Raw genomic sequence first — 26,269 nt, 5'->3', positions numbered from 1 at the left:
GCTATACTAATTACAAATGAGCGCAACAGTATCACAAATTGATGAAATAAAAACAACACCATGGTCGGGAGGAAGATCTCCGTTTAATGTTGAGTATGGTAAAATGATGATGTGGTTTTTCCTCCTTTCGGATGCATTTACCTTTTCTTCATTATTGATCTCTTACGGAGCCTTACGCTTTAGCGCAAGTACCTGGCCGGGCGCTGATAAAATATTTCAGTCAATCCCCGGGTTAGTTGAGCATGGCGCTCCATTAGTGTTTGTAGGATTAATGACCTTTATCCTTATCATGAGCTCTGTTACTATGGTATTGGCTGTTGAGGCCGGCCACCGTAACTCAAAGAAGGAAGTTATCATGTGGATGATATTTACTATTATTGGTGGGTTTATGTTTTTGGGTTGCCAGGCATTAGAGTGGAACCACTTACACAGCGAAGGTTTTTGGTGGTCAAGCATACCAACTAATACAGAAACTTTAAAAGAGTTTTTTACCGGTGGTACATTAGCAGCACAACAAACATCTGCACACCAGTTTGCTAATTTATTCTTTACTATAACAGGTTTTCACGGTTTCCACGTATTTAGCGGGGTTATCATTAACATCATTATCACCATTAATGTATTGGTTGGCACGTACGAAAAACGCGGCAGCTATTTAATGATAGAAAAAGTTGGCCTTTACTGGCACTTTGTAGACCTTGTATGGGTATTTGTATTTACTTTCTTTTATTTAGTTTAAAACAACATCTTAACATATTATATATGTCATCAGAACCTACAGAAGTTCATCACGAAGAACATGGTGAACACGATACAATGACCCGCAAAAAAATATGGAACGTATTTTTTGTGTTGCTGGGCATTACTACAATTGAATTTATAATTGCATTATATATGGTGCCTAAGGGTATCATTCCCGGCAATGTTGCAAACCCGGTATATATTGTTTTAACGTTGTTAAAAGCATTTTATATTGTTGCTTATTTTATGCACCTAAAGTTTGAAAGAGTAGGCCTGGTTTACGCCATATTGGTGCCTATTCTTTTCATCATCGGTTTGATCCTGGTATTGACGAACGAAAGTCACCACTGGATTGATCTGAGGTTGTAATGGGTAATTTAAGCACAGTAAAAAAAATTATAATCCTGGTAATGATATTAGCATTACCGGGATTTTTATATTATTTGCTAACCGCCGAAGGTAAGAACCGCTATAAGCCGCTTCCGTTTTTCGGGCCAAAGCAGCTGGCCAAAACCAGTCATAAATTTCATGGTAAGGTTATTCCTGATACAATATATCATCAATTACCTGATTTTAAATTATATGACCAAAACGGCAATATAGTAACCGCTAAAAGTTTTGACGATAAAATATTTGTAGCCAGCTTTTTTTATACACACTGTCCGTCGGTTTGTAATACCATAAATAAAAATGTTAACGCGTTACTATCAGATTATGCCAAGAACAACATGGTTTGTTTTGCCTCTATTACGGTCGATCCGCAAAGGGACTCGGTAGCGGTGTTAAAAAAATATTCGGCACAATATAACCCGCCGGGTATAAAGTGGTTGTTTTTAACCGGCGATACCTCAGTAATATATCCGTTGGCCCGTAAAGGTTTTTTGGTTAATGCTATAAAGGCCGGTAACGATGATTTTATATATAGTGATAAGTTGATATTAATTGATAAAGAAAAACGCATCAGGGGCTATTATTCAGGCACATCAAACAATGACCTTACCAAGCTTAATGATGAAATTAAAGTACTGATAGCCGAAGAGCTGCGCAAGAACGATAAACCGCTTTATTGAGTGGTGAGACAAATGTTAAGCAAATAATAAAAAATCATATTAATCCGCTAATCATACGAATCAGCGGTTCAGACAAAAAATTATGACTGATAAAATTATATTCCGTTTTGTAGCTGCAGTGTCTGTGTTTGTATTTGCAGTAGTGTTGATCCTCAGCATGAAAATATTGCCCACCCCGGCAGTTTTGCCATCATTTACCCCGTATTTACCTAAGCTTAATGCTTTATTAAATGGTACCTGCAGCGTGCTGCTGGTTATATCATTATACCTGATTACTCACGGAAATATTACCTGGCATAAGCGTATTAATATCCTGGCCTTTTGCTTGTCATCTTTGTTCCTGGTTTCATACATCTTGTTTCATTATTTAATGAAAGTGGATACAAAATATGGCGATTTGGATGGTGATGGAATTTTATCACCAATGGAACTTGCTGCCGTTGGTAACCTGCGTACCATTTATCTAACTATTTTAACATCGCACATTATACTGGCGGCAGGGGTATTGCCGTTAATATTATTGAGCTTCTACTATGGCTTGCAAATGCGGGTAGCGAAGCATAAAAAACTGGTAAGATGGGCGTTCCCTATATGGTTATATGTAACTGTTACCGGGGTAATTGTATATATATTGATATCGCCTTATTACCATTTCTAAATAGCAGTTATCGTTCGAAATGACAGATATTATTGATTAATTTTGTACTAATGAAAGCCTATAGAATATTATTGATCCTTTTTGTTGCAGGAATGCTGATTTGCAGTGTTGAAGCAGTAAACGCGCAATGTGCCATGTGTACAGCCTCGGTCGAATCAAACGCAAAAAGCGGCAGTACAACAGCTAATGGATTGAACCATGGTATTATGTATTTGCTGGCTGCCCCGTATTTGGCGGTTGCTATAGTAGGTTATATATGGTATAAAAAATATCGCCGTAAAAATGTTGATCTTAACATGCGCGACGAAAAACTTCATTTAAACTAATCAGGTAAAAAGCCTGTCTCCGGCTTAAATATATCATGGCTACAACATCCAAAACATGGGCAATGTTACATGCCAAATGCCCCCGTTGCCGCCGTGGAGATATGTTTAGCGGCAGGATATATAGTTTAACCAGCAACCGTATTAATATTGATTGCCCGCGCTGCGGCATGCACTTTGAAATTGAGCCCGGCTACTTTTACGCGGCTATGTATGTAAGTTATGCCTTGAATGTGGGTACATCATTTACCATTGCCATGCTTACCTATATTATTACAGGCAATACCACTTCGCCATGGTTATACACGGGGGTTATTATTGGGGGATGCTTTTTATTGGCTCCTATAATTTTCAGAACTTCGAGGGTATTACTTTTGTACTGGTTATCGCCCAAAATACATTATCAACCTTATTTAGATGTAGATGATACAACAGCAAACACTTGATTTTTTAAAAGAGCTTGTTGAAAATAATAACCGCGAGTGGTTCATGGCCAATAAAGAACGCTATGATACCGCCCGCGAAAACATGATCGATTTTACGGGCCGGCTTATTAAATTGCTCCATAAATTTGATCCGGCGGTATCAGAAGAGCTTGATCCTAAAAAATGTGTTATGCGCATTTACCGCGACATCAGGTTCAGTAAAAATAAAACGCCCTATAAAAATAACTTTGGGGTAAGTATTCCAACCTCAGGCACTAAATTAGGCGGGGCCGAGTATTATTTCCATGTACAACCCGGTAAATCATTTATAGCAGGTGGATATTGGATGCCCGAAGCGGCACACTTAAAAGCTATACGTCAGGAAATTGATTATAACGCTCATGACCTGCTATCAATCATTAATGATCCGGAATTTGTAAAACTATTTGGCGATTTTAGAAACCAGGATAAACTGAAAACCTTACCGCGTGATTATACTGCCGATAATGAGAATATTGAATTACTTAAACTAAAAAGCTTTATTGTTAGCTGCCCGCTAAAAGATAAGGACCTGTTGAGTGACGGCGGTGCAGAGAAAGTAGCCACTATATGCAGCAAACTATACCCGCTTAATGTTTTTTTACGAAATGCAATTGTTTAACCTATAATCCCCCGATACTATGAAAATAAAATATTTTTTATTCGCCCTGTTTTTAAGTATAACCTTGCATTCGTGCGTGGTATTATCCACAAAAAAGTATAAAGCAATGCTGTCTCAACGCGATTCGTTGTTTAGCCGTTCGGCTAATTTAGAGGAAGAATTAGCAAAGCTACAGAGCGATACTGCACGGCTACACCGTGAATTGGCAGGGTTAAGGCATGACCTTGCAGACCAACAAGCCGGCTATACTACATTAAAAGGCAATTATGATGCATTGAATACTAACTATGGGTCAGCATCATCTAAAGTAAGTCAATTATCAAGCGATCTGCAAAAACGCGAGAAGCGCTTAAGAGAGGTAGAAGATATATTGCGCAAACGCGATGAGGCAACCAATGCTTTAAAAGATAAGCTGCAAAAAGCTTTACTGGGTTTCCAGCAAAATGGTTTAACGGTTGATATCAGGAACGGTAAGGTTTATGTTTCGTTGACTGATAAATTGCTTTTCCCATCGGGTAGTATTGTGATAGATGAGCGAGGTAAAGCGGCATTGAAACAATTGGCCGCGGTATTAAATAAAGAACCGGATATTAATATGGCTGTTGAAGGCCATACCGATGATAAAAAAGTAATTAACCTTGGCCAGATAAAAGATAACTGGGATTTGAGCGTACTGCGTGCAACATCTGTTACCCGTTATTTAACTGAGGTTGAAAAGATAGATCCGCACAGGTTAACCGCAACAGGTAAAAGCGAATACCAGCCAATTGATCCGGCTGATAGTAATGATGCCCGTACAAAAAATAGAAGAATAGAGATTGTACTTAGCCCTAAATTGGATGAGCTATATAATTTGATAAAGAAGTAAGCTCCACCCAACCCTCCCCGGAAGGGGAGGGCTTTAAAAATTTTGCTAAAGTCTCCCCGATAGGGGAGACTTTAGCAAAATTTAATTTTTTTATTCAGGGCATTCATAAAGGCTACGCCATTTAGAGGGGGCTAAAATGGGCTCACAAACCCCGCAAACTCCGGCAATACCGCATCCTTTGGTGATATCAATGCATCCTGCTCTGCAATGCCCCAGTTTATGGCAAGGGTAGGGTCGTTCCATTTTACACCAACCTCGCATTCTTTGCTATAATAGTCATTCACCTTATAGGTAAAAATAGTATTATCCTCCAGCGTAGCAAACCCATGTAAAAATCCTTCGGGAATTAAAAACTGTAATTGGTTATCACCGCTTAACTCAATGGTTTCATATTTACCATAAGTGGGCGAGTCTTTGCGGGCATCTACAACCACATCCAAAACCCGGCCCTGTATCACCCGCACTAATTTGGCTTGTGCATGCGGGGCAGATTGTGCATGTAACCCTCTTATGGCACCTTTATGCGAAAAAGATTGGTTATCCTGTACAAAATCAGTAGTTATTCCGGCAGCGGCAAACTTTGTTTTGCTGTAGCTTTCAAAAAAATATCCGCGGCCATCATTAAATACCTGCGGTTCAATTATCATTAATCCTTTAATACTTGTTTCTGTAATTTTCATTTTTTAGTCTACTGTTTGCATTAAAGTATTAAACAGCACAAATTGGTTCTCGAATTTTTGCTGATGTATAGCTTGAAGATCTTGTAAATGTTTTTTGTTAAAATTATTGTAATGCTCCAGTTTATCAGTTAAATACTGAATGCAATAAGTAACCCCTTCATTTGGCGAATCAAGTACATTCAATATTTTATAAGATTTAAAATGGCCGCTTTTCATTACCATGGGGATGTATTCGTTTTGCATCCAGCTTAGCCATTGCTTATGTATGGCTTCGTCCACAATAATGGTTTCATTGTATATGATCATGTGCAAAAATACAAATTAAGGCTTGATATGGCTTAACAGTTTTTAATTATAAACCATCGGGCTTATCGCCCCGCAGTTTCCTGAAACGTTTACGTGCCTCGTTTATAAAAAGGCTGCCGCCATAATCAGTTATAATTTTTTGATAATAATTTTTTGCCTGTTCCTTGTCGGTAAGCTGGTTTTCATAAATATCGCCCAGCATAAAAACCGCATCATCTGCCCAAAGATCAGTAGGATGTTCGGCTATAATTTTTTTCAGATCAGCCGCTGCATCAGCATAGTTTTTTTGCTGAAGTGCAATACGCGCCTTCGCCATTAATATATCATCGCTCAAAGCATTGTTTGGATATTTAATATTTATACTATCCAATATTTTTATGGCTTTATCCTGTTGTTCGGCAAATATTTGCAGATCAGCATGGGCATACATTTGCAATGCCTTGCCGCTGGTATCAACTGCTATATTATCAGCAATTAAAAGCGACAGGTTAAGGGCATCGTTAGCTATGAGTTGTGATGTTGCTGCTTTTAAAACATCCAACTGCCCTTTTGCCCAGGTAAAATCGCCGGTATAATAAGCAAACTTAGCATTCCTGAATTTAGCATCCTGGCCTATTGCAGTGTTAGGGTATTCTTTTTCCACCTGGCTATATAACAGCGTAGCCTCCCATGGCTGATTGTTTAACAAATAAATATCGCCAAGATCAAGCTTGCAGGCTGCACGTAAATTGGGCCTTATTTCGGTAATATTTATAGCATCTTCCAGTACTTTTTGCGCCTCGTTTAGCTTATGCAGTTTAAATACCTGCAGGTTAGCCAGTTTTTGCATGGCAAAAGCGGTTATATTGTTGCGGCCAAACTCGGTTATAAGGTTTATATAATCTTTTTCAAGATCAACCAGGTCACCTTGTACATATTTACCCGCTGTTACCTTTAGGTTTTTAGTATTTATTAACTCAATTCTCGCATCAGCATATAGTGGTTTGTCTTTACCCATGCCAATCAAATACTCATAACCCCTTATGGCTTCGTCATAAGCTTCATTCGCTATCAGCGTGCGGCACAGATCAAATACATCACTGCCATCGCTATTTGTTCTGCGGCTTAATGCCAGCGCCTGGTTTAATGCCTGGCCAAAATCTTTTTGTTGTAAAAATTGCCAGGTAAGCAAATTAACAAAAACGGTTTGCTGCGGATCTTTTTGTATCCGTTTTAACAAAGCTATCCTGAGCATATCATAATCAGCCTCGCCCTCAAATAAAGTAGAAAATGTATTTTCTGCCTGGCTAAGGAAAAGCGGATTTTTAGGCAAAATATTTAAATACTCCTCGGTAAGCTCTGGTTTGTTTCTTTTAAAGCGATAAAGCGTTATCAGCTCATACGTAAACAGATCATCATTATGCAACAGCTTGCGCCCCTGTTGAAATGTTTTTATAGCAAAATCTGCATTAGTGCCCTGGTAAAACTTAGCCGCAAGCGATGCAATAACATTTTGGTCGGCCGGAAGGCTTTTAATTAAACCATCATATAAAGCGTTAGCTTTTTCAGTATCGCCGCGCTGGATATAAATGGAGCCTAAAGTAATGGTGTACTCTGTAGCATTAGGGTGCTTACGTATTATTTTTTTGGTGGCGGCTTCTGCTTCATCAAACTTTTTAAGCGCCCTCAATGTAGTAACATAACTATTGTAATAGGCATCATTATCCTGCTTATACAGTTTTTGATATATAGTAAGTGCCTTTTCGTGCTCACCATTAGCATAATACTGCTTTGCTAACTCTAACTCATCGCTTTGAGCAAACAGCTTAGTGCAGCTAAGTATGGCAAAAAAAACTAATACCAATATCCGTTTCATTGGTTAAAAATAATTATTTAAAAATTAAACCCGATGTATATTTTTGACGATTATTTATATAACGCTTAAGTAGGGTAAAATTGTAGTGACATTTTGAAAAGCCTAAGTAAAATGTATAATTTACCTGATTATAAGCCGGAGTTTGATATCTATGTTAAGAAATCTGCGAGTTTTATCTTTATTTTTTTTAATAGCTGCTTTATACTCATGCCAGGGCAATAAAGTTCAGGAAATTCCTATTGTTGAATTTTTTAAAACTCCCGAAAAAACCAATTTTAAAATATCTCCGGACGGAAAATACATATCGTATTTAAAGAATTATAAACTTAAGCAAAATCTTTTTATCCAATCGCTTGTTGATGGAAAAGAGCGTGCGGCAACCTCATTTAGCGACTTTGCCGTACGTGGTGATTATAGCTGGACATTTGATAACCAGATTGTTTTTAGCCTGGATGGTACACCCCATAATGTATATTTAATGTTTGCATTGGATGTTAATACTTTGCAAAAAAGGCCCTTGCTGTCTGAAGAAAAAGTTAATGTAAGGATGGTAGGCAGAAATAAGCTTACGCCTGATATTATAACTATTTCAATGAATAAGCGAGACTCGGCTAATTTTGATGTGTACCGGCTGAACGTTACAAATGGAGAGTTGAAACCCTACCTGGTGAACCCCGGGAACATAACAGAATGGGTAATGGATGCTGATGGCCGGATACGACTGGCAAAAGCATCAGATGGTGTTGATGAAACTATATTATACCGCGCTAATGATAATGCACCGTTTAATCCCATTATAAAAAACAATTTCAAAAACTCTGTAAAACCTATAGCTTTTACAGGGGTGAAAAATTATTTCTATGCATTATCAAACGTGGGGCGCGATAAAACAGCTTTTGTAGAGATAAATGCAGAAAATGGAAAAGAAGAACGGGTAATTTATTCAAGCGGTACGTCAGATATACAACGGGTAGATTATTCGAAGAGCAAACACCGCCTCGAATTAGCTGCATGGGAAGAAGCAAAACCGAAGAAACATTTTTTAAATGCGGATATTAAAACCATATACGATAACCTGTCTAAACAACTTGGTGAAAGCGAAATAAATATTACCGACCGGGACACGGCAGAGAAAAAATTTATTGTTACAACTTATACAGATCGTAGCCGTGGTTCGGTTTACCTATATGAGCGGGTAACTGATAAATTAATCAAATTGGCTGATAATTCGGACATTAATCCCGATGAATTATGTACCATGCAACCTATACATTATAAAGCGAGTGATGGCTTGATAATAAACGGTTATCTTACACTACCGCTGGGCGATAATAAAACTAATTTGCCGGTAGTGGTTATGCCGCACGACGGGCCTTTTGGCGCGCGTAACTCATGGGAATATAAACCCGAAGTGCAGTTTTTAGCCAATCGTGGTTTTGCGGTTTTACAAGTTAATTACCGGGGCTCATCAGGTTATGGAAAAGCTTTTTATAGCGCCGGATTTAAAGAAATTGGCGGTAAAATACAGCAGGATATAACTGATGGTGTAAATTGGCTCATTGCCAATAAAATAGCTAACCCTAAAAAAATAGCTATATACGGGCGTGGCTTTGGTGGTTTTTCGGCCTTGTACGGCGTTTCTTTTCATCCGCATTTATATAGTTGTGCAGTGGTGCAAAATGGGTTGATAAGCTTTTTTACTTATATACAAACCGCGCCGGCTTATTATAAGCCATTTTTGCAAAAAATGTATGCAACCATCGGCGATCCTGAAAAGGATGCCGCGCAATTAATGGCTATATCACCGGCATTTCATCCCGAAAAACCGGTAGTTCCACTTTTTATTTCACAGGATGCAAAAGACCCGCGTGCAAATTTGGACGATATGAACCATTATGTTAGTAAATTGCAAAAGCGTAACGTACAGGTTAAATATTCTGTAAATAAAAACGAACGCGGATCAGTTGGTAATGAAAAATGGCGAATGCAAAACTACGCTGATATTGAAAAGTTCCTGGATAATAATATACGGGTTAAACCTTAATCCCTACAGGTGATGAAGGGCTCTAAAACCGTATACCGCAAAAACTTTTCGCTTATTGTTGCTTTTTTAATATTGGTAACACTAACCCTTATTATAGGATTAATAGTGGCCTACAAGTTTACGGCTCAAACCGTCGAGAATGATTTTTTGGCAAAAAAAAATAACGTTGCCGACCAGATCATTAATTCTTATACCGATTTTTCAAATAAGATACAGGATATAAACGTTTACTCCGGATTGCTTGATTCGGCATTGGCGGCCAACTATACCGATTCGGTTTTTCACAATTTTAATTTTGTAAGCAAAATAGTTTTTTATCAAATAGTAGTTGGTAATCAAAATAGCGCGCTTGCTGACAAGAAAAACCTAAACATATCTCTTAAATCAATTTACCAATATTACCCAAAAGACGGTAAGCCGAGGAGGCAGAAGAACGAAGATGAGATCAATCAAAACGATTTCAGGCAAATGGCTGATAAATTTAGCGATTATATTGCCGGGTACGATTCTTTGAAGGGCCCTCGGGCTGATGTATCTTTCGAAACATTTTATGACGCAAGGCCCGGTAAAATTATTTTTTTAAATGAACCCACCCCCGAGGTGTTAAAAACTTACCATGATCTTTTAAGAGCGGGTCATACCAAATCATTTTACAAGCAGCAAAATATGATGGTTTTTTATGTTGATCCGCATAGGCTCAATATTAAAAATACCCATCCCGAACTATACCAAAGCATATTGCTGAGGCAAATAATTTATGATCCTACTGATATTGACCGTGCCAACACAATTACGGGCGAGGTTGCTCTTATAGGGGCCTTTGCTAACTATAAATTATATTTTAGGTCGCCCAGGGATTTTCTTATCCCTGAAATCGATCACCGTTTTATGCCCGTTGGAGGTATTATATTTTTGATCTATTTCTTTTTTGTATTAATAGGCTGGTTAATTTACCGCAATCTGGCTGTTAACCTTAAGCTGTTTAAACTGCAATATGATTTTATAAACAACTTTACGCACGAGTTTAAAACACCGGTAAGTGTAATAAAAATTGCAGGCTCAAACCTAAAAGGCGATAATGAGCTTACAGACCGCCAGCGTAAGCATTATGGCAAGATTTTAGATGAAGAAGCCGATAAGCTGAATGAATTAATGAACAAACTATTATCATTCACACAGTTAGAAAACAAATCTATCACCATAAAGAAAGATAAGATCAAAATTGAAAGCTTTGTGAAAGGATATATTGATACCTTTAAAATAAAATATCCTGATTTTAAACTGAATTATAATATAAGCGAAGCGAATATATTCTATACAGATACGGTATTGCTTGGCAGTGTATTTCAAAACCTTATAGAAAATGCCTATAAATACTCACACCCCGAAAAAAGAGAGCTTTTTATAAATATTACGCTCGAAAAACGTAATATTATATTTTCTTTTATTGATAAAGGAATTGGCATACCCAAAAACGAATTGAACAATATATTCAGGAAATTTTATAGATTAGAAAACCAATATAACCAAAACGGAAGCGTAGGGCTTGGCCTGGCATTTTGCAAAGAACTGGTTAATTTTATGGGTGGCGATATAACCGTACGAAGTAAAGTTGACCAGGGATCAGAATTTATTGTTACACTTCCATACGAAAATTAGATTATGAATAAAGAAATAAAGATAGTACTGGTTGAAGACGATGAAAACCTTCGTTTCCTGGTTGCCGAACGTTTACAATCAGAAGGATATAAGGTTTTAGAAGCCGGTAATGGCGATGAAGCCGAAACAATGATACTGGCCGAGCAGCCTGATATTGTATTGTTAGACTGGATGCTGCCCGGTAAACAGGGTGCAGAAGTTTGTAGTAACATTCGTGCTAAAGGATTTGATGGCGTAGTAATAATGACAACCGCTAAACAGCAGGATATTGATAAAATATCGGCCTATGGCTTTGGCGTGTCTGATTATGTGACCAAACCGTTTAATATGGATGTGCTGGTAGCGCTGATAGATAATAAGATCAAATTTTCATTAAATAGTGATAAATCTGAAACGTATCATTTTGCTAATATGGAGCACCATCCAAACACGCATTTGCTGATACGTGATGGTAAAAAAATTGAGTTGACGATATTAGAAAACCGCATATTATTATACTTCCTTAAAAACAAGAACAAGGTAATTAACCGCGAGGAGTTAATGATGGAAGTATGGGGCTATAACGCCGATGTAAATACGCGCACATTAGATATGCACATTGTAAGGCTTCGCAAAAAAATAGAAACTAACCCTGATTACCCGCAATTTTTACAAACCGTTAGGGGCATTGGGTATAAGTTTGCTTATGTGCAGTAGTTGAAAGTAGCTACAATAAACTATAGTGTCTCAAAAGTGTCCCATGTTGTCCCAGGTGTATTTAGGTGTCCCTGGGACAGTTTGAAACTACTTTTGATAGGCTCTTGAAGCAATGAACCCACCAAAGAAAGTTTTTTCAGCAATAGTGATATACTTGGTTTGGCTAAACTGTTTTTCAATAGCAGGTAAAGCCGAAGCTTCTATGCCGCATAGTATTTTGAAAAACACAAACATCGTATTTAGTAATATATTTTGCCACCATTTTCCGGTTAGCTGAAAATCAGTATTTAACCATAAGCCACCTGTTTTAAGTTGCGGGTGCAAATAATCAAATACTTTTTGCAGGGTTTGTTCGGTAAAGTTATCAAACAGGAACGGGGTAATGATCACATCAAAATCGCCGGGCAGTAATGTATCTTCTGCGGCAGCATTTATAAAGGTTACTTCGTTATTGCCCCAGTTCCTTTTTTTAGAGAGCGTCATCATATTTGCAGCCACTTCTACATAGGTGATCTTTAATCCGGCAGGGTAAACGCGGGTTAATTCTTCCAGTATCCAACCGGTACCACCACCCACAATTAATAGATTTGAATTTGGCGGGATAAATTGCAGCAAATAAACCTGGGCGTTTATCAATGCCCGCCCATAAATCAGGCGCGATAAACGATCATAGAACCAGGCGGAATTATTATAATTAGCGGCCATGCAAATTTATTCAAATTAATATTTTGCTGTATAATGCTTATATTTAAGCGGATATCATAAAACTCACAGCAAATATGAAAATTCTCTTTACCAAGATCTCCATCATTGCAACTTTAACATTAGCTACAGCTAACCTGTTTGCACAACGTGTAAGTCCGGATGATAAATATAACCGAAAGGAAGTAATGATACCCATGCGCGACGGAATTAAACTGCATACCGTAGTATTCACGCCGAAAAAGCAATCAGAAAAGCTGCCTTTCCTGATGTTGAGGACACCCTATGGTGTGAACAAATATCCAAGCCCCGAAAAATCAGAATATGTAAAAGATATGGCTGAAGATGAATATATATTTGTATACCAGGATATTAGGGGCAGATATCTTTCTGATGGAAAATACGAAATGCAGCGTTTTAGCAGGAATAAAAAAGATACCAAATCTATTGACGAAGCCAGCGATACTTATGATACCATAGACTGGCTGCTTAAAAACATACCCGAGAATAATGGCAAAGCAGGGATGTACGGCATATCATACGATGGCTGGACAAGCATAATAGCGGCAGCCGATCCGCATCCGGCTTTAAAAGCTGTGTCTGAACAGGCTACTCCGTCTGATATGTTTATGAATGATGACCTGCACCATAACGGCGCTTTTCGTTTAAGTTATGCTTTCGAATATGCCTTTATGGAAGAGATATCAAAGACCGACTCGCTTTACCAGTTTGGCAATTATGATACGTATGATTGGTATTTAAAACTGGGCCCATTATCAAATATTAACAAAAAGTATATGCATGGAATTTTACCAAGTTGGAACGCCTATACAAAACATCCTGATTACGATGATTACTGGAAAAAACAAGCGGTAACCGCCCGGCTTGATTACCCGCGTTTAGCCATACAGCACGTTAGCGGCTGGTGGGACCAGGAGGATATGGTGGGCCCGCAGGATGTATATAAATTTTTAGAAAAACGCGATACAAACAACAATAACTTTATAGTAATGGGCCCGTGGAGACATGGCGGTTGGAGCAGGGGGGAGGGCACAAGCTTAGGTAATATTACCTTTAGTAGCCAGCCTACCGCGGCTTATTTCAGAAAAGAGATACAGGCCAAGTGGTTTGCATGGTATTTAAAAGGCAAAGGCGAGGGCAAGTTTGCCGAAGCCATATCATTCCAAACCGGCTCTGATAAATGGAAGAGCTATGCTACGTGGCCGCCTAAAGAGGCTGTAGAAAAGAATATCTATTTTCATGCTAATGGCAAGTTGTCTTTCGAGAAACCATCAGCTACCGAAGCTAAAACTTTTGATAGCTATGTGTCTGATCCCGCTAAGCCGGTGCCTTACCGCGCAAGGCCGATTGAAGAAACTTACGGCCCGGGCTCACGTTGGTTCTTTTGGTTGACGGATGATCAGCGGTTTGTTGATAACCGCCCCGACATATTAACCTGGCAGACCGATACGCTTAAAGAAGATATAACTATAACCGGCAATGTTGCTGCTAAACTGTATGCGGCAACATCAGGCACTGATGCAGATTGGGTTGTGAAGCTGATAGATGTATATCCGCAGGAATATAAAAAAGAGCCAAAAATGGCCGGTTATGAATTGATGATAGTTGATGATGTTTTCCGCGGCAGGTTCAGGAAGAGCTTTACTAATCCTGAGCCAATTACACCTGGTAAAGTTGAAGAATATACTATTGGTTTACATGCGGCAGACCACGTATTTAAAAAGGGGCATAAAATAATGGTGCAGGTGCAAAGCACGTGGTTCCCTATAATTGACCGTAACCCGCAAAAGTATATTCGGAATATTTTTGATGCGAAGGAAAGCGATTATCAAAAGGCAACACAAAAAATATTTCACTCCAGCAGTATTGTATTGCCCGTGGTGGAGTAAATTCTTTTGTTATCCTGAATTATAAAATCCGGGGATGCTGAATGGGAAGTGATACAAGAGCGCTGACATCCTAAGCCAGTCGAAGGATACGCGGGATGGCCTTTGCGCTTACGCTTCGAGAGCCTTCTAATGACACCTCAGCCACATAGTTCAAGCAAACTTGTTAGGAGTAATGCGTGAAAAATCTTGACAAAGTGATAGTAACCGGGCACCTTTAAAGTTTAGGCGAATTTGCTAAACAGAACCAGTACTACGTATTGCAATATTAATACGCCGTCAAGGTAAAAGAAGTAGTAATATTCATCTTTTTTCCATTCGGATTTGAAGATGAGCCAGCCTGCTAATATGGCGGTAAGGGTAAGCGCCCAAAAATCATTGTTAAAGCTGTTGTTTTTAAAGAGGAACAACAGTACAACATATCCGGCTAAAAGTACCTGGCAAAACAAATAGGCCCGTTTTTCGCCTAATACTACCGGGATGGTTTTTAAGCCTGATTTACGGTCCTCAAACAGGTCACGGATATCAAAAGGAACAGTTAACGCGCCTATCAATAAAAACCGTTTAGCAAGGAGTATAGTGGTGTCACGCATTGATATATTGGTTAGGTGCATGTCCTGCGCCTCTAAAATGGGTAGCAACACAGTGCTTAATGTCCAAACCGTGGTTATTAAAAATTGCTTTAGCCCGGGAATGTTGCGTAAACCAAATTTTTGATCGCCCAATGAAAATAGCGGCAGGCTGTATGCAAAAGATATAATAGCGAGGAAAACAAGTAATAGCCTTGCTTCTGTAGATACCAAAAAGAATAAAGGAACCAGTGAAAGAATAGATACAATGGTAAAAGTAACCATCAGCCTATGATGCGAAAAGAACCAGCGCACACGTATGTATACTGATTTTTGAGGTTCTTTAGGCTTGGTTAAAAGGATAGAGAAATTATAAATGCCAATTGTAGAGGTAAATAATAATGCAAGTACAGTATAGAGCGGCCGGCAGCCTATTAAATGAAAAGTAACCATCGCCTGTGTAACCGCGCATAGGGCCATGAATACATTACTAAACAGAAAAAAATCAAAAACAGGTTTAAATAGTTTTTTCATTTATGATGAGAGCCCGCCAGCAAACCTTAAACTTTTTTAGCTAACGGATTGTGGGCGGATCTTAATGTAAATATCGTAATCTCCGGCAATATTCCAACCCTGCCGGGGAAACCTAAAAATCCGTAGCCTACATTTACATATAGTTGCTGATTTCCTTGGTGGTAAAGGCCTGCCCATTCTTTGTAAACATACTTTACCGGGCTCCATTGAAAATGCTCTGTACGCACACCAAACTGCATGCCATGTGTATGGCCAGAGAACATAACATCTATCTGCGGATAATGCGGCAATATCTGCGCCCGCCAGTGCGAGGGGTCGTGCGATAAAAGAAGTTTAACCGGGAGGTCCTCTGTGCCTTTTAGCGTGGGTTCCATTTTACCATATTTAGGGAACCTGGTTAACTCGCCCCAGTTTTCGCAACCTAAAATACCTATTTCTTCGCCATTAACTTTAAGGCGGTGGTTTTCATTAAGCAGTAGGTCCCAACCCATATTTTTGTGGGTGGTTATCAGGTCGGAAAGGTTTTTCTTTTTGGCTGATAATGATGCCCAGTCGGCATAATCACCATAATCATGGTTTCCTAAAGTAGAGAAAACACCAAGCGGCGCCTTTACTTTGCTGAAGATATCCTGGTAGCCGTATACCTCATCGGTACGCTTGTTAACCAGATCGCCGGTAAAGAAAATAACATCCGGCTTTTGGCCCAATAACATTTCTACACCGCCCTGTACTGCTTTTTTATTATAAAAACTGCCGGAATGTATATCAGATATCTGCCCTATTTTAATGCCATCAAATGCTTTGGGTAAGTTGGGCAGATAGAGTGTTTGATAACGTACACGGTAATCATAAGCGCCCGCAACAATACCATATCCTATTGCCGCTAACGGGACAGCGCCGGTAATTAGCCCGGCCCTCATTAAAAACTCTGAACGGGGGATGGTTTCTTTACCCGTTTCTTTAGTTGGTGCAGCAAGCTTTGACCTGGTGCCGGCATGCTTAAGCCAAACAATTAACCGCCTTATATCATCGGCCAGCACAAAAGGTAAAAAAGTGATCTTTACAATGGCCAGTACAAAAAATACCATTAAAAATCCGGCACGAATGCCAACCGGTATTTTCATATATATACTGATGATGACACCAGTTATCAGCACTATAGAAAATAGCGTATAACCAATTTTAAACCCGATGGTATTGCCAACCCCCCGCTTTTTAAAGGCAGCGGCAAAACCCATGGCTAAATATTGGTCAAGCAGGAAAATCCCTATGCCTATTAAAATTAAAATGAATAACTGACTTTGCATTTATTAATTAGTAACGATCATCTTCTATATCAAGATCGTCATCATCAGGTTGTAAGTTAAATAAACTGTTAAACATATCAGAAAAAGCGAAGCCATTGTCAAGGAAGCCTTTACTTAGTTGTGAAAATTCTGCAAGACCATGCAATACAAATTCCATTAATATTAACTGCTGACTCTCTATCAAGCCCGGATGGAATTTTTTAACCAGGTCCTTTAACCCGGTAACAGTGTTTAATAACTTTTTATATTCGGCAAGCGGCAGGTCGTCAAGTACAGACAGATTGTTGCCCTCGCTAAACCAATTGATGATCTCTGCATAAGGGTTCGGGGTTTTTGATTTTTTGGCTTTCTCCGGATCAGGGAAAAATTTAACTAACAATGTTTTAATGGCCTTGCCTATTAAAATATTAGCCACTTTAGCCGGGCCTTCCAGCTCGCCCTCATAAACCAACTCTATCTTGCCGGTAATAGCCGGGATAACACCCAGGAAATCAGCAATACGTACAAAGGTTTTATCTTCGTGATTGATGATCATGCGACGTTCGGCATTGCTTATCAGGTTTTCATAAGCCGATATGGTTAAACGCGCAGATACTCCCGATTTTTTATCAATATATTCTGAGTTACGCGCCTCGAAAGCAATTTGTTCAACCAGATCTTTAACCAACCCGTCTGCTTCAACACTAATCCTTTGTTCGGGTGAAAGGGATGCCTCCTGCTGAGTAATTTTGCGGGAGATCTCTACCGATCGGGGGTAATGTGTTAATATCTGGCTCTCTATACGGTCCTTTAGCGGTGTTACTATCGAGCCACGATTGGTATAATCTTCCGGGTTGGCAGTAAATACAAATTGTATGTCTAACGGCAAACGCAATTTAAAACCACGTATCTGTATATCCCTTTCCTGCAGGATGTTGAATAGCGAAACCTGTATGCGTGCCTGCAGATCCGGCAGCTCATTAATTACAAAAATACCTCTATGCGCACGTGGAATTAACCCGAAGTGAATAACCCGCTCATCCGAATAGGTAAGTTTCATGGTAGCGGCTTTGATAGGGTCAACATCACCAATCAAATCGGCAACGGTAACATCAGGTGTAGCCAGTTTTTCGGTATAACGTTCAGAGCGGTGTATCCAGGCTATAGGGGTATCATCACCTTTTTCTTTAACAATATTATGCCCGAACCATGATATAGGGTTCAATGGATCATCAAATAACTCAGAACCATCTATATATGGAATATACTCATCAAGCAAATTAACCAACAAACGCGCAATACGTGTTTTGGCCTGCCCGCGTAAACCCAGCAATAATATATTATGCCTTGATAAAATAGCGGTTTGCAGATCAGGAATTACCGTATCTTCAAAACCGATAATACCCTCAAAGCCACCTTCATGCTGTTTTTGCAGCTGGGCAATAAGGTTCCTTCTCAATTCATCCTTAACCGATTCGCTTTTGTAACCTGTTCGTTTTAGCTGGCCTAAGGTTGTTATATTTTGTTTGTTAGTCATAGTATTTGTAAGTGTTTCTGTCATTTCGAACGATAGTGATAAATCTATACATAGCTAAGTCGCCAATGCATGTGTATAGATTTCTCCTCGTTCCTTCGTCGAAATGACAATCGAGTTAAATGTGTTGGACTATCTTACGTTCTTCCTTCTATTCTTTGCGTAATCCTCAAAAATATATTCGCCTAAATTATTAAGCGAACTGTAAAAAGCTTTGCCACCGTTTGTTTCTGTAAATTTACGTACAAATTGCTGTAGGTAGGGATCTTTAGCTATCATAAAAGTAGTGATAGGTATTTTTAAGCGCTTGCATTGTGCCGCCATGTTAAGGGTTTTATTAACCACTTTTCTATCCAGCCCAATGCTGTTTTTATAATATTTGGTGCCCTCTTTTAAGCAAGTGGGTTTACCATCGGTAATCATAAATATCTGCTTGTTATGTGTTTTACGGCGACGTAATAAATCGGTAGCCAACTCTAAGCCAGCATAGGTATTGGTATGATAAGGGCCAACCTGCAAATAGGGCAGATCCTGCAAAGTAATGGGCCAGGCATCGTTGCCAAACACCACAATATCCAGAGTATCCTTAGGGTATTTGGTGCGGATGAGTTCGGCCAGCGCCATAGCTACTTTTTTTGCCGGGGTAATCCTGTCCTCGCCATATAAGATCATGGAGTGCGATATATCTATCATTAGCACGGTAGAGGTTAGGGTTTTATAGTCCATTTCCTCTACTTCCAGGTCGCGTTCGGTCATCATAAAATCGCCGATGCCGTGGTTAACCTGGGCGTTGTGTATAGATTGGGTCATATCTATCTGGTCCAAACTATCTCCAAACTCAAACTCGCGGCGCTCTGAGTTCCGCTCATCGCCCTGCCCGCTTTGCGGTGAGCGGTGATTGCCCTTGCCAGATTTTTTAAGCTTGCCAAATATCTCTTCCAGCGCCGACTGCCTTATGCTTTGCTCTGTTTTAGCGGTAATGTTAAAACCGCCGTTTTGCTTATCCTCATCAAGGTAGCCTTTTTGTTTAAGCTCGTCAATGAAGTCGCCCATGCCATAGTCGTCATTGGTAAGGTTGTATTGCTTATCCAACTCGTTTAGCCAGGCCAAAGCCTCGCCGGCATCGCCCGCGGTATAGTTGAGCAATTCCAGGAATAATTTTAATAATTCTTCAAATCCACCTTTTGGAATTTGGTTGGGGGTAAACTTCGAAAATCCGAAACCACGCATAATTTGCCTTTCAGTTATAAAATAACGGATTATTTTACGCAAAAGTTTGATGACAGACAGATAAAGTTGAATTGTTAGGTAAGGATGACAAAGTTGGTGAGTAGTAAGTGGGGAATAGTGATTGGTTTAGTTGCACTGCACCACGGTGCATATGGCGCGACTGGTGCAGTGATGGCGCACAGTTCAGTTATCTAACGCGTTTGTTTCACCAAAATGTGAAACAAAATGTAACAAGTGAAACAAGATTTTGACTTAACTTATTGAAAATAAATATATTACTAAAAAGTGGTGTAACAAAATGTAACAACTTATTAGTTTGTTTTTTTATGCGTAAACTTTTAATATTTTATTGATTATCAAATAATTACAAATGTGCTGTTTTGGGAGTGATGAAACAAGATGTGAAACAAACACAGATCGAATAATAATAATAAAGAGGTTATTGTTAATTGGCGTAGCCCTCCAGGAGGCCATTAAAAAACAAATTATTGCGGGTTAAACTTTCAAGTCTTTACACTACATTTATACTATGTATACCGACATTCAATTAATTAACAACACCGCCATCCACAATTTCGAGGTATTTGTTGATGGTCACCGCGCGTTTATTGATTACAAGCAACACGGCGATAAAGTATTTTTAATACATACCGAAGTGCCGGTAGAACTGGAAGGCAAAGGCGTTGCCTCGGCCCTCGTTGAAAAAACCTTTAAATACCTGGAAGAAAATAATTTAAAGATGGTGCCTTATTGCGAATATATTAAAGTGTATTTAAAGCGCCACCCGGAGTGGGAGCGATTGCTTGCATAGGCCCCGAACATTATCAGTCAAATTTATATAGCTTAACTTTTAATATGCCCGGGCCCGGGTTTTCAAAACGCACAACGGTTCCTGTCTGGTTCTTTGTCGATTGCTCTGTCATATTATAGTTTTGCATAATATTATCGCCGTTCAGCCTTCTGCCGGGTTTCCATTTGCCGTTATCGTAGACACCTTCCCATAGCGACGCAATGCCCGCAATTTGCGGCCCTGCAGTCGATGGTGCAAAGATGGCTTCCAGGTTAACGCCCGAAATGATAAATTCATCAGGCGCTGAGTTGATAATTATACCGTAAGATGAATTGGGCAAATACCGTTCTGTACCCATTTTTTTGCGGCGGGTGCGAAGCTCTATATTATAACCGCCCATATTAATGGTTTGTACGGGGTTGCTTTTGTTGATGGTAACCGCTGTAATAGTACCTTTGGCCTGTGCATCTAAAATTATGGGTGCCAAACCGCCAAGCACTTTATAAGCTTTTGGTATTGGGCCATTAATCGGGTCGGCAACACGGTCCTCAATAGCAAATGGCGAGTAACCGATAGCATTATGCATACCAATGGCATAATACGCGTTTGATGCCCCTGCCGAATCCGCAGCACACTCGGGTATAAACAAAGGGTTCCACGAATGGTGGAACAATGGGATTATCCCTTTAAAATCGGGCTGGTAAATATCGGGTGTGAAAATATCAATTTTAGGTGCAGCTACCCGCCAAACATCATGCATATAAGCTACCGGCCCGCCCCGTGGATAAACCGGGCTTATCCAGGCGTTTACGTACATGGGGACATTGTATTCGGCTTTGCCCGCGGCGGTTATCGCGTTAACGTATTTGGCATAGTGCCAGGCCATAAATACTTCGTCGCCAAAAGCATTTTTGCCAAAAACGTCTTCCCATGTTCCTGCGGTTTTTGAGCCTGCTTTCTCCCATGCCTGTTTAAATTCGGGCTGTAGCTCGGCTTGGTGTTTTTGCAGGCCGGTTATCAATTCGGCCGGTACTTGTTTGGAGAAATTAGCATTGGCTACGTCCGACCGATCGCGGTTATCGCCATGTATACCCACCTCGTTTTCCACCTGTATCATAATAACAGTACGTTCTTTCGAATCAATTGCTTTAATATGTTTCATCAGGGCGGAAAACGCTTTTGCATCGGCTTTCAGGTTTTCGGGCGAAAAAACATTCAGTGTTTCAGTGCTTTTGCCATTACCCATTTTTACCCTAGGGAAACGTGCCTGGTCCTTCTTTACCCAATCGGGCACATAATGCGACATGCCATTCTTCCAACTACCAAACCAAAGTATAACCAGTTTCAGCTTATTATCCCGCGATTGTTTGATCAAACCATCAACCAGCGAGAAATCAAATTTGCCTTCTTCCGGCTCCAGCAGGTCCCAGTTTACTGCACCCAAAACTGTATTAAAATGCATAGCGGCTACCTTGGCCATTATCGGCTTTAAATATTCAAGGCTTGATGTGTTTGAGTTATGCAGCTCGCCGCCTAATACCAGGTAAGGTTGGCCGTCAACAATAAGCTGAGTGACCTGCCCGCGTTTTTCCAGGCGAGGGATTGGCTTTGCAGCCTTTTGTTGCGAAAAAGCAGGTGCGCATAAAAACATGCCGATAAGAGCAAGAAGCTTTGCAGATAGTTTCATTTGGGATGATTGGTTGGTTATTGGTTTGATAAAGTTATCGCTTTATTTTAATAAACGATCATGTTGTAAAAGATCCTGAAACAACTCCAGTATGACTACTGATCAAATTACTTCAACAACTCCCTAATCCCCTCATCATAAACCGGGTTGGCCCCGCGTTTACCGGTAACATATGCGCCAACGGCACATGATCTTTCCAGCACCTGTTGTATAGGTTGTTTATTCAATAAGCCGTTAATAAAAGTGGCCAAAAACGAATCGCCGGCACCTACGGTATCAACCGCATTTACCTTGAAGCCGGGGTGTTCATAAAATTCATAGTCATGCCATACGATGGCGCCGTTTTCGCCGCGGGTTACACAGATGGTTTGGGCGTGGTATTTTTTGCGGAACTCGGTTATCTTATCTTTCAGGTTGCCATTGCTGCCATTGATGAGCAGGTTAGCTTCATCCTCGTTCATCTTTACCACATCGGCCCGGGCAGCCAGCGTTTCAATGGTCGATAGCGTGTAATGCGGCGCGCGCAGGTTAACATCAAACACTTTTAAGGCATTGGTTTCGTTCAGCAGGTTTAACAGCGTATCGCGCGTAGTTTGCTGCCTGCAGGCCAGGCTGCCAAATATTATGGCCGATGCCTTTATGCCGCTTTGTGTAAGAGTGGTTTCTGTTTTTATATTATCCCATGATACCGGTTGGGGTATGATATAAGTGGCTTGCCGGTTCTTATCTAATTGTACAGTAACCTGGCAGGTAGGCAGTTCTGCATCATTCTGTATCAGTTCACTATAAAGGTTATTTTCTTTTAAGAACGCTACCAGCTCATAACCCGAAGTATCCATGCCAACCTTACTGGCAAACAAGGCATTGGCACCTTGCTGTTGCAGGTGATAGGCCACATTCATAACGGCGCCACCAGCTACTTTTTCGTCGCCAAAGGCGTCCCATAAAACTTCGCCGAAGCATAGAATATTGTTTTTCATAAGTGGTACAAGTTACAGGTTGTGGAGGGTAAGCAACAATAAATGTATATATTTAGTTTATGAAAAAGTATATACTTTCTTGTCTCCTGCTTCTTAACGCTTGTTTTTTATTACACGCCCAGGACAGGCAAGCTATCATTAAACTAATGGACGACCAGCGCCTGGCCTGGAACCGCGGCGATCTTGAGGGTTTTATGCAGGGTTACTGGAAATCAGACTCGCTTATGTTTGTGGGTAAAACAGCACCCACGTTTGGCTGGCAAAACACGCTTAACAACTATAAACGCGGCTACCCGGATAAGGCTGCCATGGGTATTTTAATTTTTGATATTAAAAAAGTACAAATTCTTGATCTCGAAAATGCTTTTGTATTTGGTGCATGGCGCCTTAAACGTGAAAAGGATGAACCCGGTGGTTATTATACTTTATGGTTCAGAAAAATTAATGGGGTTTGGAAAATAGTGGTGGATCATACTTCGTAAAGTAAGGCTGCAATAAGCATTTGAACGCGTCGTAGCGCTCAGGGCCGCCGGGCTTAGTTACTTTTCCTTGATGAAAAGTAACCAAAAATCAAGTCACCCGGGATGCTTCTCTGCCGCACAAGCCATTGCGCTGCAAATCAGGTAAAATCACAGGCTGCAATATTTTTGCTCCATATCGCGCAGGGCCATTGCCCGGGCAAAAAGTTGCTATGCCTCTGCCGCCCACAGGCCCGCATATTTTACCTGATTTCGCCCGAAGCTGCCCGTTTGACGCTTTTTCCAATGGGCCAACAATTTTCATATTAATGAGAAAGAAAAAAGCGCGTTGGCCTGTCAGCCCACGCGGCCGGGAGTCTGGCCCTGTGAGGTGGCAGCGATTGGGCTGACTTGATTTTTTGGTCCTTTTTCATCTAAGGAAAAAGGACTAGGCCTTAGCGGCCATGAGCGTCACCAAGCGATAAATACGACGCTGATTATATTACCTGGGCTTCCCGTTTGCTAAAGCTTTATTGGCCCGTTTTACAGCAAGCTTTTCACGGTACCGTGCATAATCGCCTTTAAAAGCCATTTTAAGCACGCTGTCTAAACCCCCTTTAACGGCCAGGTTATATAAGCTTGCCGCCTTGCGTGCAGGCGACGCATCCCAGGCACGCAGACTTAGTGAGTAGCCGCCCTCTAAATATTTCATCCAGTGCCAATAGCCGGTTGGCATAAACAAAGTATCGCCGTGTTCTAAAAAAACTTCGGTACCTTCAATGCCGTCCAGTGCCGGGAATTTTTTTACGTCGGGATTAGCTACGTCGTAATCTTCCAGCGCGTAGGTGGCGTTGGGTATACAGTACAGGCGTTCCTTCCATTTATTTTCAAACAGGATAATGTGTTTTCGCCCACCAAAGTGGGTATGAAATATATGGGGCAGATCAATGTCATAATGCAAAAACGTAACCGAATTAGAACCGCCGAAAAACATAGCCGGCATACTTTCTAAAAACCCGCCCATCAAATCTTTCGGCAAAACAATATCGTTCAGTAATTGCGGGGCTTGTTTAAATATATTGAAAAAGAATATGCGCAGCTCGGTAGGTTGCGACATGATAAGGTCCATATATTCATCAAAAGGCATCTCGGCCGCTGCCGAATTGATAGGTTTCGCCGGGTCGGCCTTGGCGTTGTCATATAACGGCACTACCTTTTTACCAACTACCTGTTTTAAATATTCGGGCGTCCATTTTTCGCGGGCGGGCCAGTTGTTGGTTAACCCTTTAATTACCAGCGGACGGCGCGCATCTAAATAGTTCTTTTTAAAATCGGCAGGAGAAATGGTATCAACGGTATCAATAGGGTGCAGAATAAAGCTCATGTTTTGGGATTAGGAAACTATTTACTATGCATCTAATACGGCAAAATAACGAAATTAAAGCACGGGATATGTTAAGGAAATGTTAAATATTGGAGGTTAAAGGTTAAAGGTACATTATGTTAAGCAGGGTCTGTCAATATATAGCCGATAGGTCTAATCTTTAATTAACTAATCTTTTTGCCGATAGGCTCAATCACAACCTTGGTTCTCCTGCAGCCAGGGCCTTGCCTGCCCGTTTAACTGCCAGTCTTTCCTTCCAATCCATATACCGGCTTTTAAAGTTCTTTTTCATAATATCGTCAAACTTACGTTGGATGGTTAGGTTATACAGGCTTTTGGCTTTAATGGCCCATGAACTATCCCAGGCGCGTAGTGATATAGAGAATGATCCGTCCAGGTATTTCATCCAATGCCAGTAGCCGGTAGGCATAAACAGGGTATCACCATGTTCTAAAATAATTTCATAGCCTTCAACGCCGTCCAACGCCGGGAACTTGCTGTAATCGGGTTTTTCTATATCGTAATCCTCCAATGCATAAGTGGCAAAAGGGATCTGGTACAATCGTTCTTTCCACTTATTATCAAATAAAATAACGTGTTTGCGCCCGTTAAAATGGGTATGAAATATATGTGCGAGGTCTATATCATAATGCAAAAAAGTAATTGATCCGGCACCGCCGAAAAACATATTAGGATATTTATCTAAAAAGCCGCCCATCAGGTCGGTAGGCGAGCGGTAATCTTTCAGCAATTTAGGCGCGTGTTTTATCGGGTCGAACAAAAATATACGCAGATCAGTAGGTTGCTTTTGTATAAGGTCTATATAATCGCCAAACTTCATTTCGGCCGCGGACGCATTGATGGGTTTTGAGGGATCGGCTTTGGAGCTATCGTATAGCGGAACCATCTGGTCGCCAACAGTTTCCTTTAAATAATCAAACGTCCATTTTTTTAAAGCGGGCCAGTTTTTAGTAGCCTTACGGATAACCAGCGGCTTGCGCGGCTTTAAATAATTGTTAATAAAATCTTCTTTACTAATGCTATCAACCCTATCAATAGGGGTAAGAATGATGCCCATGTTCACAATTAATTAACATGCAAAATTAATTAATACTATAGAAGCTTAATATAACCGTTTTGTTTTTTATATTTCATTGACAAAAGTGGTGAGTGGAGAGTAGTGAGTGGTAAATAGAGAGTGGTGAATACTGGTTTATTTTTA

At 40.2% G+C, this 26,269-nt stretch carries 27 protein-coding genes; 14 read left to right on the top strand and 13 right to left on the bottom strand.

Annotated elements, in window-relative coordinates:
• The first annotated feature begins 16 nt into the window (after positions 1-16).
• The 8 genes from JWR23_RS08660 to JWR23_RS08625 all read left to right on the top strand — a co-directional run bounded on the left by JWR23_RS08660 (position 17) and on the right by JWR23_RS08625 (position 4,746).
• Positions 17-739: a cytochrome c oxidase subunit 3 gene (locus tag JWR23_RS08660; RefSeq protein WP_299515333.1), complete on the top strand. Its 723-nt coding sequence runs from the start codon at positions 17-19 to the stop codon at positions 737-739.
• 23 nt (positions 740-762) lie between these two features.
• Positions 763-1,110, top strand: coding sequence for a cytochrome C oxidase subunit IV family protein (locus JWR23_RS08655; protein WP_299515331.1), 348 nt, complete (start codon positions 763-765; stop codon positions 1,108-1,110).
• Positions 1,111-1,151: 41 nt separating this feature from the next.
• On the top strand, positions 1,152-1,811 hold the full coding sequence (locus JWR23_RS08650) for an SCO family protein (RefSeq protein WP_299515329.1): 660 nt from the start codon (positions 1,152-1,154) through the stop codon (positions 1,809-1,811).
• Between the two features lie 82 nt (positions 1,812-1,893).
• Positions 1,894-2,469 carry a DUF420 domain-containing protein gene (locus tag JWR23_RS08645; protein ID WP_299515327.1) on the top strand — a complete coding sequence of 192 codons (576 nt, stop codon included), beginning with the start codon at positions 1,894-1,896 and terminating at the stop codon, positions 2,467-2,469.
• A gap of 50 nt (positions 2,470-2,519) precedes the next feature.
• Positions 2,520-2,795: a hypothetical protein gene (locus JWR23_RS08640; RefSeq protein WP_299515325.1), complete on the top strand. Its 276-nt coding sequence runs from the start codon at positions 2,520-2,522 to the stop codon at positions 2,793-2,795.
• A gap of 35 nt (positions 2,796-2,830) precedes the next feature.
• A complete protein-coding gene (locus tag JWR23_RS08635) occupies positions 2,831-3,238 on the top strand; it encodes a DUF983 domain-containing protein (protein WP_299515323.1) in 408 nt (135 codons plus the stop codon).
• Positions 3,216-3,878 carry a DUF2461 domain-containing protein gene (locus JWR23_RS08630; RefSeq protein ID WP_299515321.1) on the top strand — a complete coding sequence of 221 codons (663 nt, stop codon included), beginning with the start codon at positions 3,216-3,218 and terminating at the stop codon, positions 3,876-3,878. Before JWR23_RS08635 ends, JWR23_RS08630 begins: the two co-directional genes overlap by 23 nt.
• Positions 3,879-3,897: 19 nt before the next feature.
• A complete protein-coding gene (locus JWR23_RS08625; RefSeq protein ID WP_299515319.1) occupies positions 3,898-4,746 on the top strand; it encodes an OmpA family protein in 849 nt (282 codons plus the stop codon).
• 131 nt (positions 4,747-4,877) lie between these two features.
• On the opposite strand, the gene rfbC is transcribed toward JWR23_RS08625, so the two are convergent.
• Genes rfbC through JWR23_RS08610 form a run of 3 tightly spaced genes read right to left on the bottom strand, consistent with a single transcriptional unit; the run spans position 4,878 to position 7,587 of the window.
• Positions 4,878-5,426 carry a dTDP-4-dehydrorhamnose 3,5-epimerase gene (gene rfbC, locus JWR23_RS08620; protein WP_299515318.1) on the bottom strand — a complete coding sequence of 183 codons (549 nt, stop codon included), beginning with the start codon at positions 5,424-5,426 and terminating at the stop codon, positions 4,878-4,880.
• A gap of 3 nt (positions 5,427-5,429) precedes the next feature.
• A complete protein-coding gene (locus JWR23_RS08615; protein ID WP_299515316.1) occupies positions 5,430-5,732 on the bottom strand; it encodes a DUF4286 family protein in 303 nt (100 codons plus the stop codon).
• A gap of 46 nt (positions 5,733-5,778) precedes the next feature.
• Positions 5,779-7,587 (bottom strand): tetratricopeptide repeat protein, encoded by a 1,809-nt coding sequence (locus JWR23_RS08610; RefSeq protein WP_299515314.1) that lies wholly within the window; start codon positions 7,585-7,587, stop codon positions 5,779-5,781.
• Between the two features lie 151 nt (positions 7,588-7,738).
• On the opposite strand from JWR23_RS08610, the gene JWR23_RS08605 reads away from it, so the two are divergent.
• From JWR23_RS08605 to JWR23_RS08595, 3 genes are read left to right on the top strand one after another with little or no spacing between them, the layout of a single operon-like run.
• A complete protein-coding gene (locus JWR23_RS08605; protein WP_299515312.1) occupies positions 7,739-9,631 on the top strand; it encodes a prolyl oligopeptidase family serine peptidase in 1,893 nt (630 codons plus the stop codon).
• Positions 9,632-9,643: 12 nt separating this feature from the next.
• Positions 9,644-11,290: a sensor histidine kinase KdpD gene (locus JWR23_RS08600; RefSeq protein WP_299515309.1), complete on the top strand. Its 1,647-nt coding sequence runs from the start codon at positions 9,644-9,646 to the stop codon at positions 11,288-11,290.
• Between the two features lie 3 nt (positions 11,291-11,293).
• Positions 11,294-11,986 (top strand): response regulator transcription factor, encoded by a 693-nt coding sequence (locus JWR23_RS08595; protein ID WP_299515307.1) that lies wholly within the window; start codon positions 11,294-11,296, stop codon positions 11,984-11,986.
• 87 nt (positions 11,987-12,073) lie between these two features.
• Here the strand turns inward: JWR23_RS08595 and JWR23_RS08590 are convergent, their stop codons facing one another.
• Positions 12,074-12,691 carry a class I SAM-dependent methyltransferase gene (locus tag JWR23_RS08590; protein ID WP_299515305.1) on the bottom strand — a complete coding sequence of 206 codons (618 nt, stop codon included), beginning with the start codon at positions 12,689-12,691 and terminating at the stop codon, positions 12,074-12,076.
• Between the two features lie 74 nt (positions 12,692-12,765).
• On the opposite strand from JWR23_RS08590, the gene JWR23_RS08585 reads away from it, so the two are divergent.
• Positions 12,766-14,598 (top strand): CocE/NonD family hydrolase, encoded by a 1,833-nt coding sequence (locus tag JWR23_RS08585; RefSeq protein WP_299515304.1) that lies wholly within the window; start codon positions 12,766-12,768, stop codon positions 14,596-14,598.
• Positions 14,599-14,819: 221 nt separating this feature from the next.
• Here JWR23_RS08585 and JWR23_RS08580 read toward each other — a convergent pair whose 3' ends face one another.
• The 4 genes from JWR23_RS08580 to JWR23_RS08565 all read right to left on the bottom strand — a co-directional run bounded on the left by JWR23_RS08580 (position 14,820) and on the right by JWR23_RS08565 (position 19,748).
• Positions 14,820-15,698, bottom strand: coding sequence for a UbiA family prenyltransferase (locus tag JWR23_RS08580; protein ID WP_299515303.1), 879 nt, complete (start codon positions 15,696-15,698; stop codon positions 14,820-14,822).
• 26 nt (positions 15,699-15,724) lie between these two features.
• Complete coding sequence (locus JWR23_RS08575) at positions 15,725-17,005, bottom strand: metallophosphoesterase (protein ID WP_299515302.1); 1,281 nt, start codon at positions 17,003-17,005, stop codon at positions 15,725-15,727.
• A 7-nt stretch (positions 17,006-17,012) separates the two neighbouring features.
• Positions 17,013-18,545: a sigma 54-interacting transcriptional regulator gene (locus JWR23_RS08570; protein WP_299515300.1), complete on the bottom strand. Its 1,533-nt coding sequence runs from the start codon at positions 18,543-18,545 to the stop codon at positions 17,013-17,015.
• A gap of 105 nt (positions 18,546-18,650) precedes the next feature.
• Positions 18,651-19,748 carry a VWA domain-containing protein gene (locus JWR23_RS08565; RefSeq protein ID WP_299502342.1) on the bottom strand — a complete coding sequence of 366 codons (1,098 nt, stop codon included), beginning with the start codon at positions 19,746-19,748 and terminating at the stop codon, positions 18,651-18,653.
• Positions 19,749-20,277: 529 nt separating this feature from the next.
• Between JWR23_RS08565 and JWR23_RS08560 the strand changes: the two genes are divergently transcribed.
• The gene (locus tag JWR23_RS08560; protein WP_299515299.1) at positions 20,278-20,559 is read left to right on the top strand and encodes a GNAT family N-acetyltransferase; all 282 of its coding nucleotides are present in this window, start codon (positions 20,278-20,280) and stop codon (positions 20,557-20,559) included.
• A gap of 13 nt (positions 20,560-20,572) precedes the next feature.
• On the opposite strand, the gene JWR23_RS08555 is transcribed toward JWR23_RS08560, so the two are convergent.
• Both JWR23_RS08555 and JWR23_RS08550 read right to left on the bottom strand, forming a co-directional pair.
• Positions 20,573-22,225, bottom strand: a complete 1,653-nt coding sequence (locus tag JWR23_RS08555; RefSeq protein ID WP_299515298.1) for a DUF5597 domain-containing protein — start codon at positions 22,223-22,225, stop codon at positions 20,573-20,575.
• 107 nt (positions 22,226-22,332) lie between these two features.
• Positions 22,333-23,205, bottom strand: a complete 873-nt coding sequence (locus JWR23_RS08550; protein WP_299515297.1) for a carbohydrate kinase — start codon at positions 23,203-23,205, stop codon at positions 22,333-22,335.
• Positions 23,206-23,264: 59 nt separating this feature from the next.
• Here JWR23_RS08550 and JWR23_RS08545 point away from each other — a divergent pair, with 59 nt between their 5' ends.
• Complete coding sequence (locus tag JWR23_RS08545) at positions 23,265-23,687, top strand: DUF4440 domain-containing protein (protein ID WP_299515296.1); 423 nt, start codon at positions 23,265-23,267, stop codon at positions 23,685-23,687.
• Between the two features lie 88 nt (positions 23,688-23,775).
• Here the strand turns inward: JWR23_RS08545 and JWR23_RS08540 are convergent, their stop codons facing one another.
• The 3 genes from JWR23_RS08540 to JWR23_RS08530 all read right to left on the bottom strand — a co-directional run bounded on the left by JWR23_RS08540 (position 23,776) and on the right by JWR23_RS08530 (position 26,125).
• Positions 23,776-23,988, bottom strand: coding sequence for a hypothetical protein (locus JWR23_RS08540; protein ID WP_299515294.1), 213 nt, complete (start codon positions 23,986-23,988; stop codon positions 23,776-23,778).
• Between the two features lie 177 nt (positions 23,989-24,165).
• The gene (locus JWR23_RS08535) at positions 24,166-25,047 is read right to left on the bottom strand and encodes a cupin-like domain-containing protein (protein ID WP_299515292.1); all 882 of its coding nucleotides are present in this window, start codon (positions 25,045-25,047) and stop codon (positions 24,166-24,168) included.
• A 193-nt stretch (positions 25,048-25,240) separates the two neighbouring features.
• Positions 25,241-26,125 (bottom strand): cupin-like domain-containing protein, encoded by an 885-nt coding sequence (locus JWR23_RS08530; RefSeq protein ID WP_299515291.1) that lies wholly within the window; start codon positions 26,123-26,125, stop codon positions 25,241-25,243.
• Positions 26,126-26,269 lie beyond the last annotated feature (144 nt).

Source organism: Mucilaginibacter sp. (genome assembly GCF_028288205.1).
Taxonomy (GTDB): Bacteria; Bacteroidota; Bacteroidia; order Sphingobacteriales; family Sphingobacteriaceae; genus Mucilaginibacter.
The sequence above is the reverse complement of the archived record's forward strand: the minus strand, read 5'-3'. Positions and strand labels throughout refer to the sequence as shown.

Excerpts from the sequence above, each read along its gene's own strand:
- JWR23_RS08660 (WP_299515333.1), top strand. The coding sequence starts at position 17 with ATGAGCGCAACAGTATCACAAATTGATGAAATAAAAACAACACCATGG.
- JWR23_RS08655 (WP_299515331.1), top strand. The coding sequence starts at position 763 with ATGTCATCAGAACCTACAGAAGTTCATCACGAAGAACATGGTGAACAC.
- JWR23_RS08650 (WP_299515329.1), top strand. The coding sequence starts at position 1,152 with ATGATATTAGCATTACCGGGATTTTTATATTATTTGCTAACCGCCGAA.
- JWR23_RS08645 (WP_299515327.1), top strand. The coding sequence starts at position 1,894 with ATGACTGATAAAATTATATTCCGTTTTGTAGCTGCAGTGTCTGTGTTT.
- JWR23_RS08640 (WP_299515325.1), top strand. The coding sequence starts at position 2,520 with ATGAAAGCCTATAGAATATTATTGATCCTTTTTGTTGCAGGAATGCTG.
- JWR23_RS08635 (WP_299515323.1), top strand. The coding sequence starts at position 2,831 with ATGGCTACAACATCCAAAACATGGGCAATGTTACATGCCAAATGCCCC.
- JWR23_RS08630 (WP_299515321.1), top strand. The coding sequence starts at position 3,216 with ATGATACAACAGCAAACACTTGATTTTTTAAAAGAGCTTGTTGAAAAT.
- JWR23_RS08625 (WP_299515319.1), top strand. The coding sequence starts at position 3,898 with ATGAAAATAAAATATTTTTTATTCGCCCTGTTTTTAAGTATAACCTTG.
- rfbC (WP_299515318.1), bottom strand. The coding sequence starts at position 5,426 with ATGAAAATTACAGAAACAAGTATTAAAGGATTAATGATAATTGAACCG.
- JWR23_RS08615 (WP_299515316.1), bottom strand. The coding sequence starts at position 5,732 with ATGATCATATACAATGAAACCATTATTGTGGACGAAGCCATACATAAG.
- JWR23_RS08610 (WP_299515314.1), bottom strand. The coding sequence starts at position 7,587 with ATGAAACGGATATTGGTATTAGTTTTTTTTGCCATACTTAGCTGCACT.
- JWR23_RS08605 (WP_299515312.1), top strand. The coding sequence starts at position 7,739 with ATGTTAAGAAATCTGCGAGTTTTATCTTTATTTTTTTTAATAGCTGCT.
- JWR23_RS08600 (WP_299515309.1), top strand. The coding sequence starts at position 9,644 with ATGAAGGGCTCTAAAACCGTATACCGCAAAAACTTTTCGCTTATTGTT.
- JWR23_RS08595 (WP_299515307.1), top strand. The coding sequence starts at position 11,294 with ATGAATAAAGAAATAAAGATAGTACTGGTTGAAGACGATGAAAACCTT.
- JWR23_RS08590 (WP_299515305.1), bottom strand. The coding sequence starts at position 12,691 with ATGGCCGCTAATTATAATAATTCCGCCTGGTTCTATGATCGTTTATCG.
- JWR23_RS08585 (WP_299515304.1), top strand. The coding sequence starts at position 12,766 with ATGAAAATTCTCTTTACCAAGATCTCCATCATTGCAACTTTAACATTA.
- JWR23_RS08580 (WP_299515303.1), bottom strand. The coding sequence starts at position 15,698 with ATGAAAAAACTATTTAAACCTGTTTTTGATTTTTTTCTGTTTAGTAAT.
- JWR23_RS08575 (WP_299515302.1), bottom strand. The coding sequence starts at position 17,005 with ATGCAAAGTCAGTTATTCATTTTAATTTTAATAGGCATAGGGATTTTC.
- JWR23_RS08570 (WP_299515300.1), bottom strand. The coding sequence starts at position 18,545 with ATGACAGAAACACTTACAAATACTATGACTAACAAACAAAATATAACA.
- JWR23_RS08565 (WP_299502342.1), bottom strand. The coding sequence starts at position 19,748 with ATGCGTGGTTTCGGATTTTCGAAGTTTACCCCCAACCAAATTCCAAAA.
- JWR23_RS08560 (WP_299515299.1), top strand. The coding sequence starts at position 20,278 with ATGTATACCGACATTCAATTAATTAACAACACCGCCATCCACAATTTC.
- JWR23_RS08555 (WP_299515298.1), bottom strand. The coding sequence starts at position 22,225 with ATGAAACTATCTGCAAAGCTTCTTGCTCTTATCGGCATGTTTTTATGC.
- JWR23_RS08550 (WP_299515297.1), bottom strand. The coding sequence starts at position 23,205 with ATGAAAAACAATATTCTATGCTTCGGCGAAGTTTTATGGGACGCCTTT.
- JWR23_RS08545 (WP_299515296.1), top strand. The coding sequence starts at position 23,265 with ATGAAAAAGTATATACTTTCTTGTCTCCTGCTTCTTAACGCTTGTTTT.
- JWR23_RS08540 (WP_299515294.1), bottom strand. The coding sequence starts at position 23,988 with ATGAAAATTGTTGGCCCATTGGAAAAAGCGTCAAACGGGCAGCTTCGG.
- JWR23_RS08535 (WP_299515292.1), bottom strand. The coding sequence starts at position 25,047 with ATGAGCTTTATTCTGCACCCTATTGATACCGTTGATACCATTTCTCCT.
- JWR23_RS08530 (WP_299515291.1), bottom strand. The coding sequence starts at position 26,125 with ATGGGCATCATTCTTACCCCTATTGATAGGGTTGATAGCATTAGTAAA.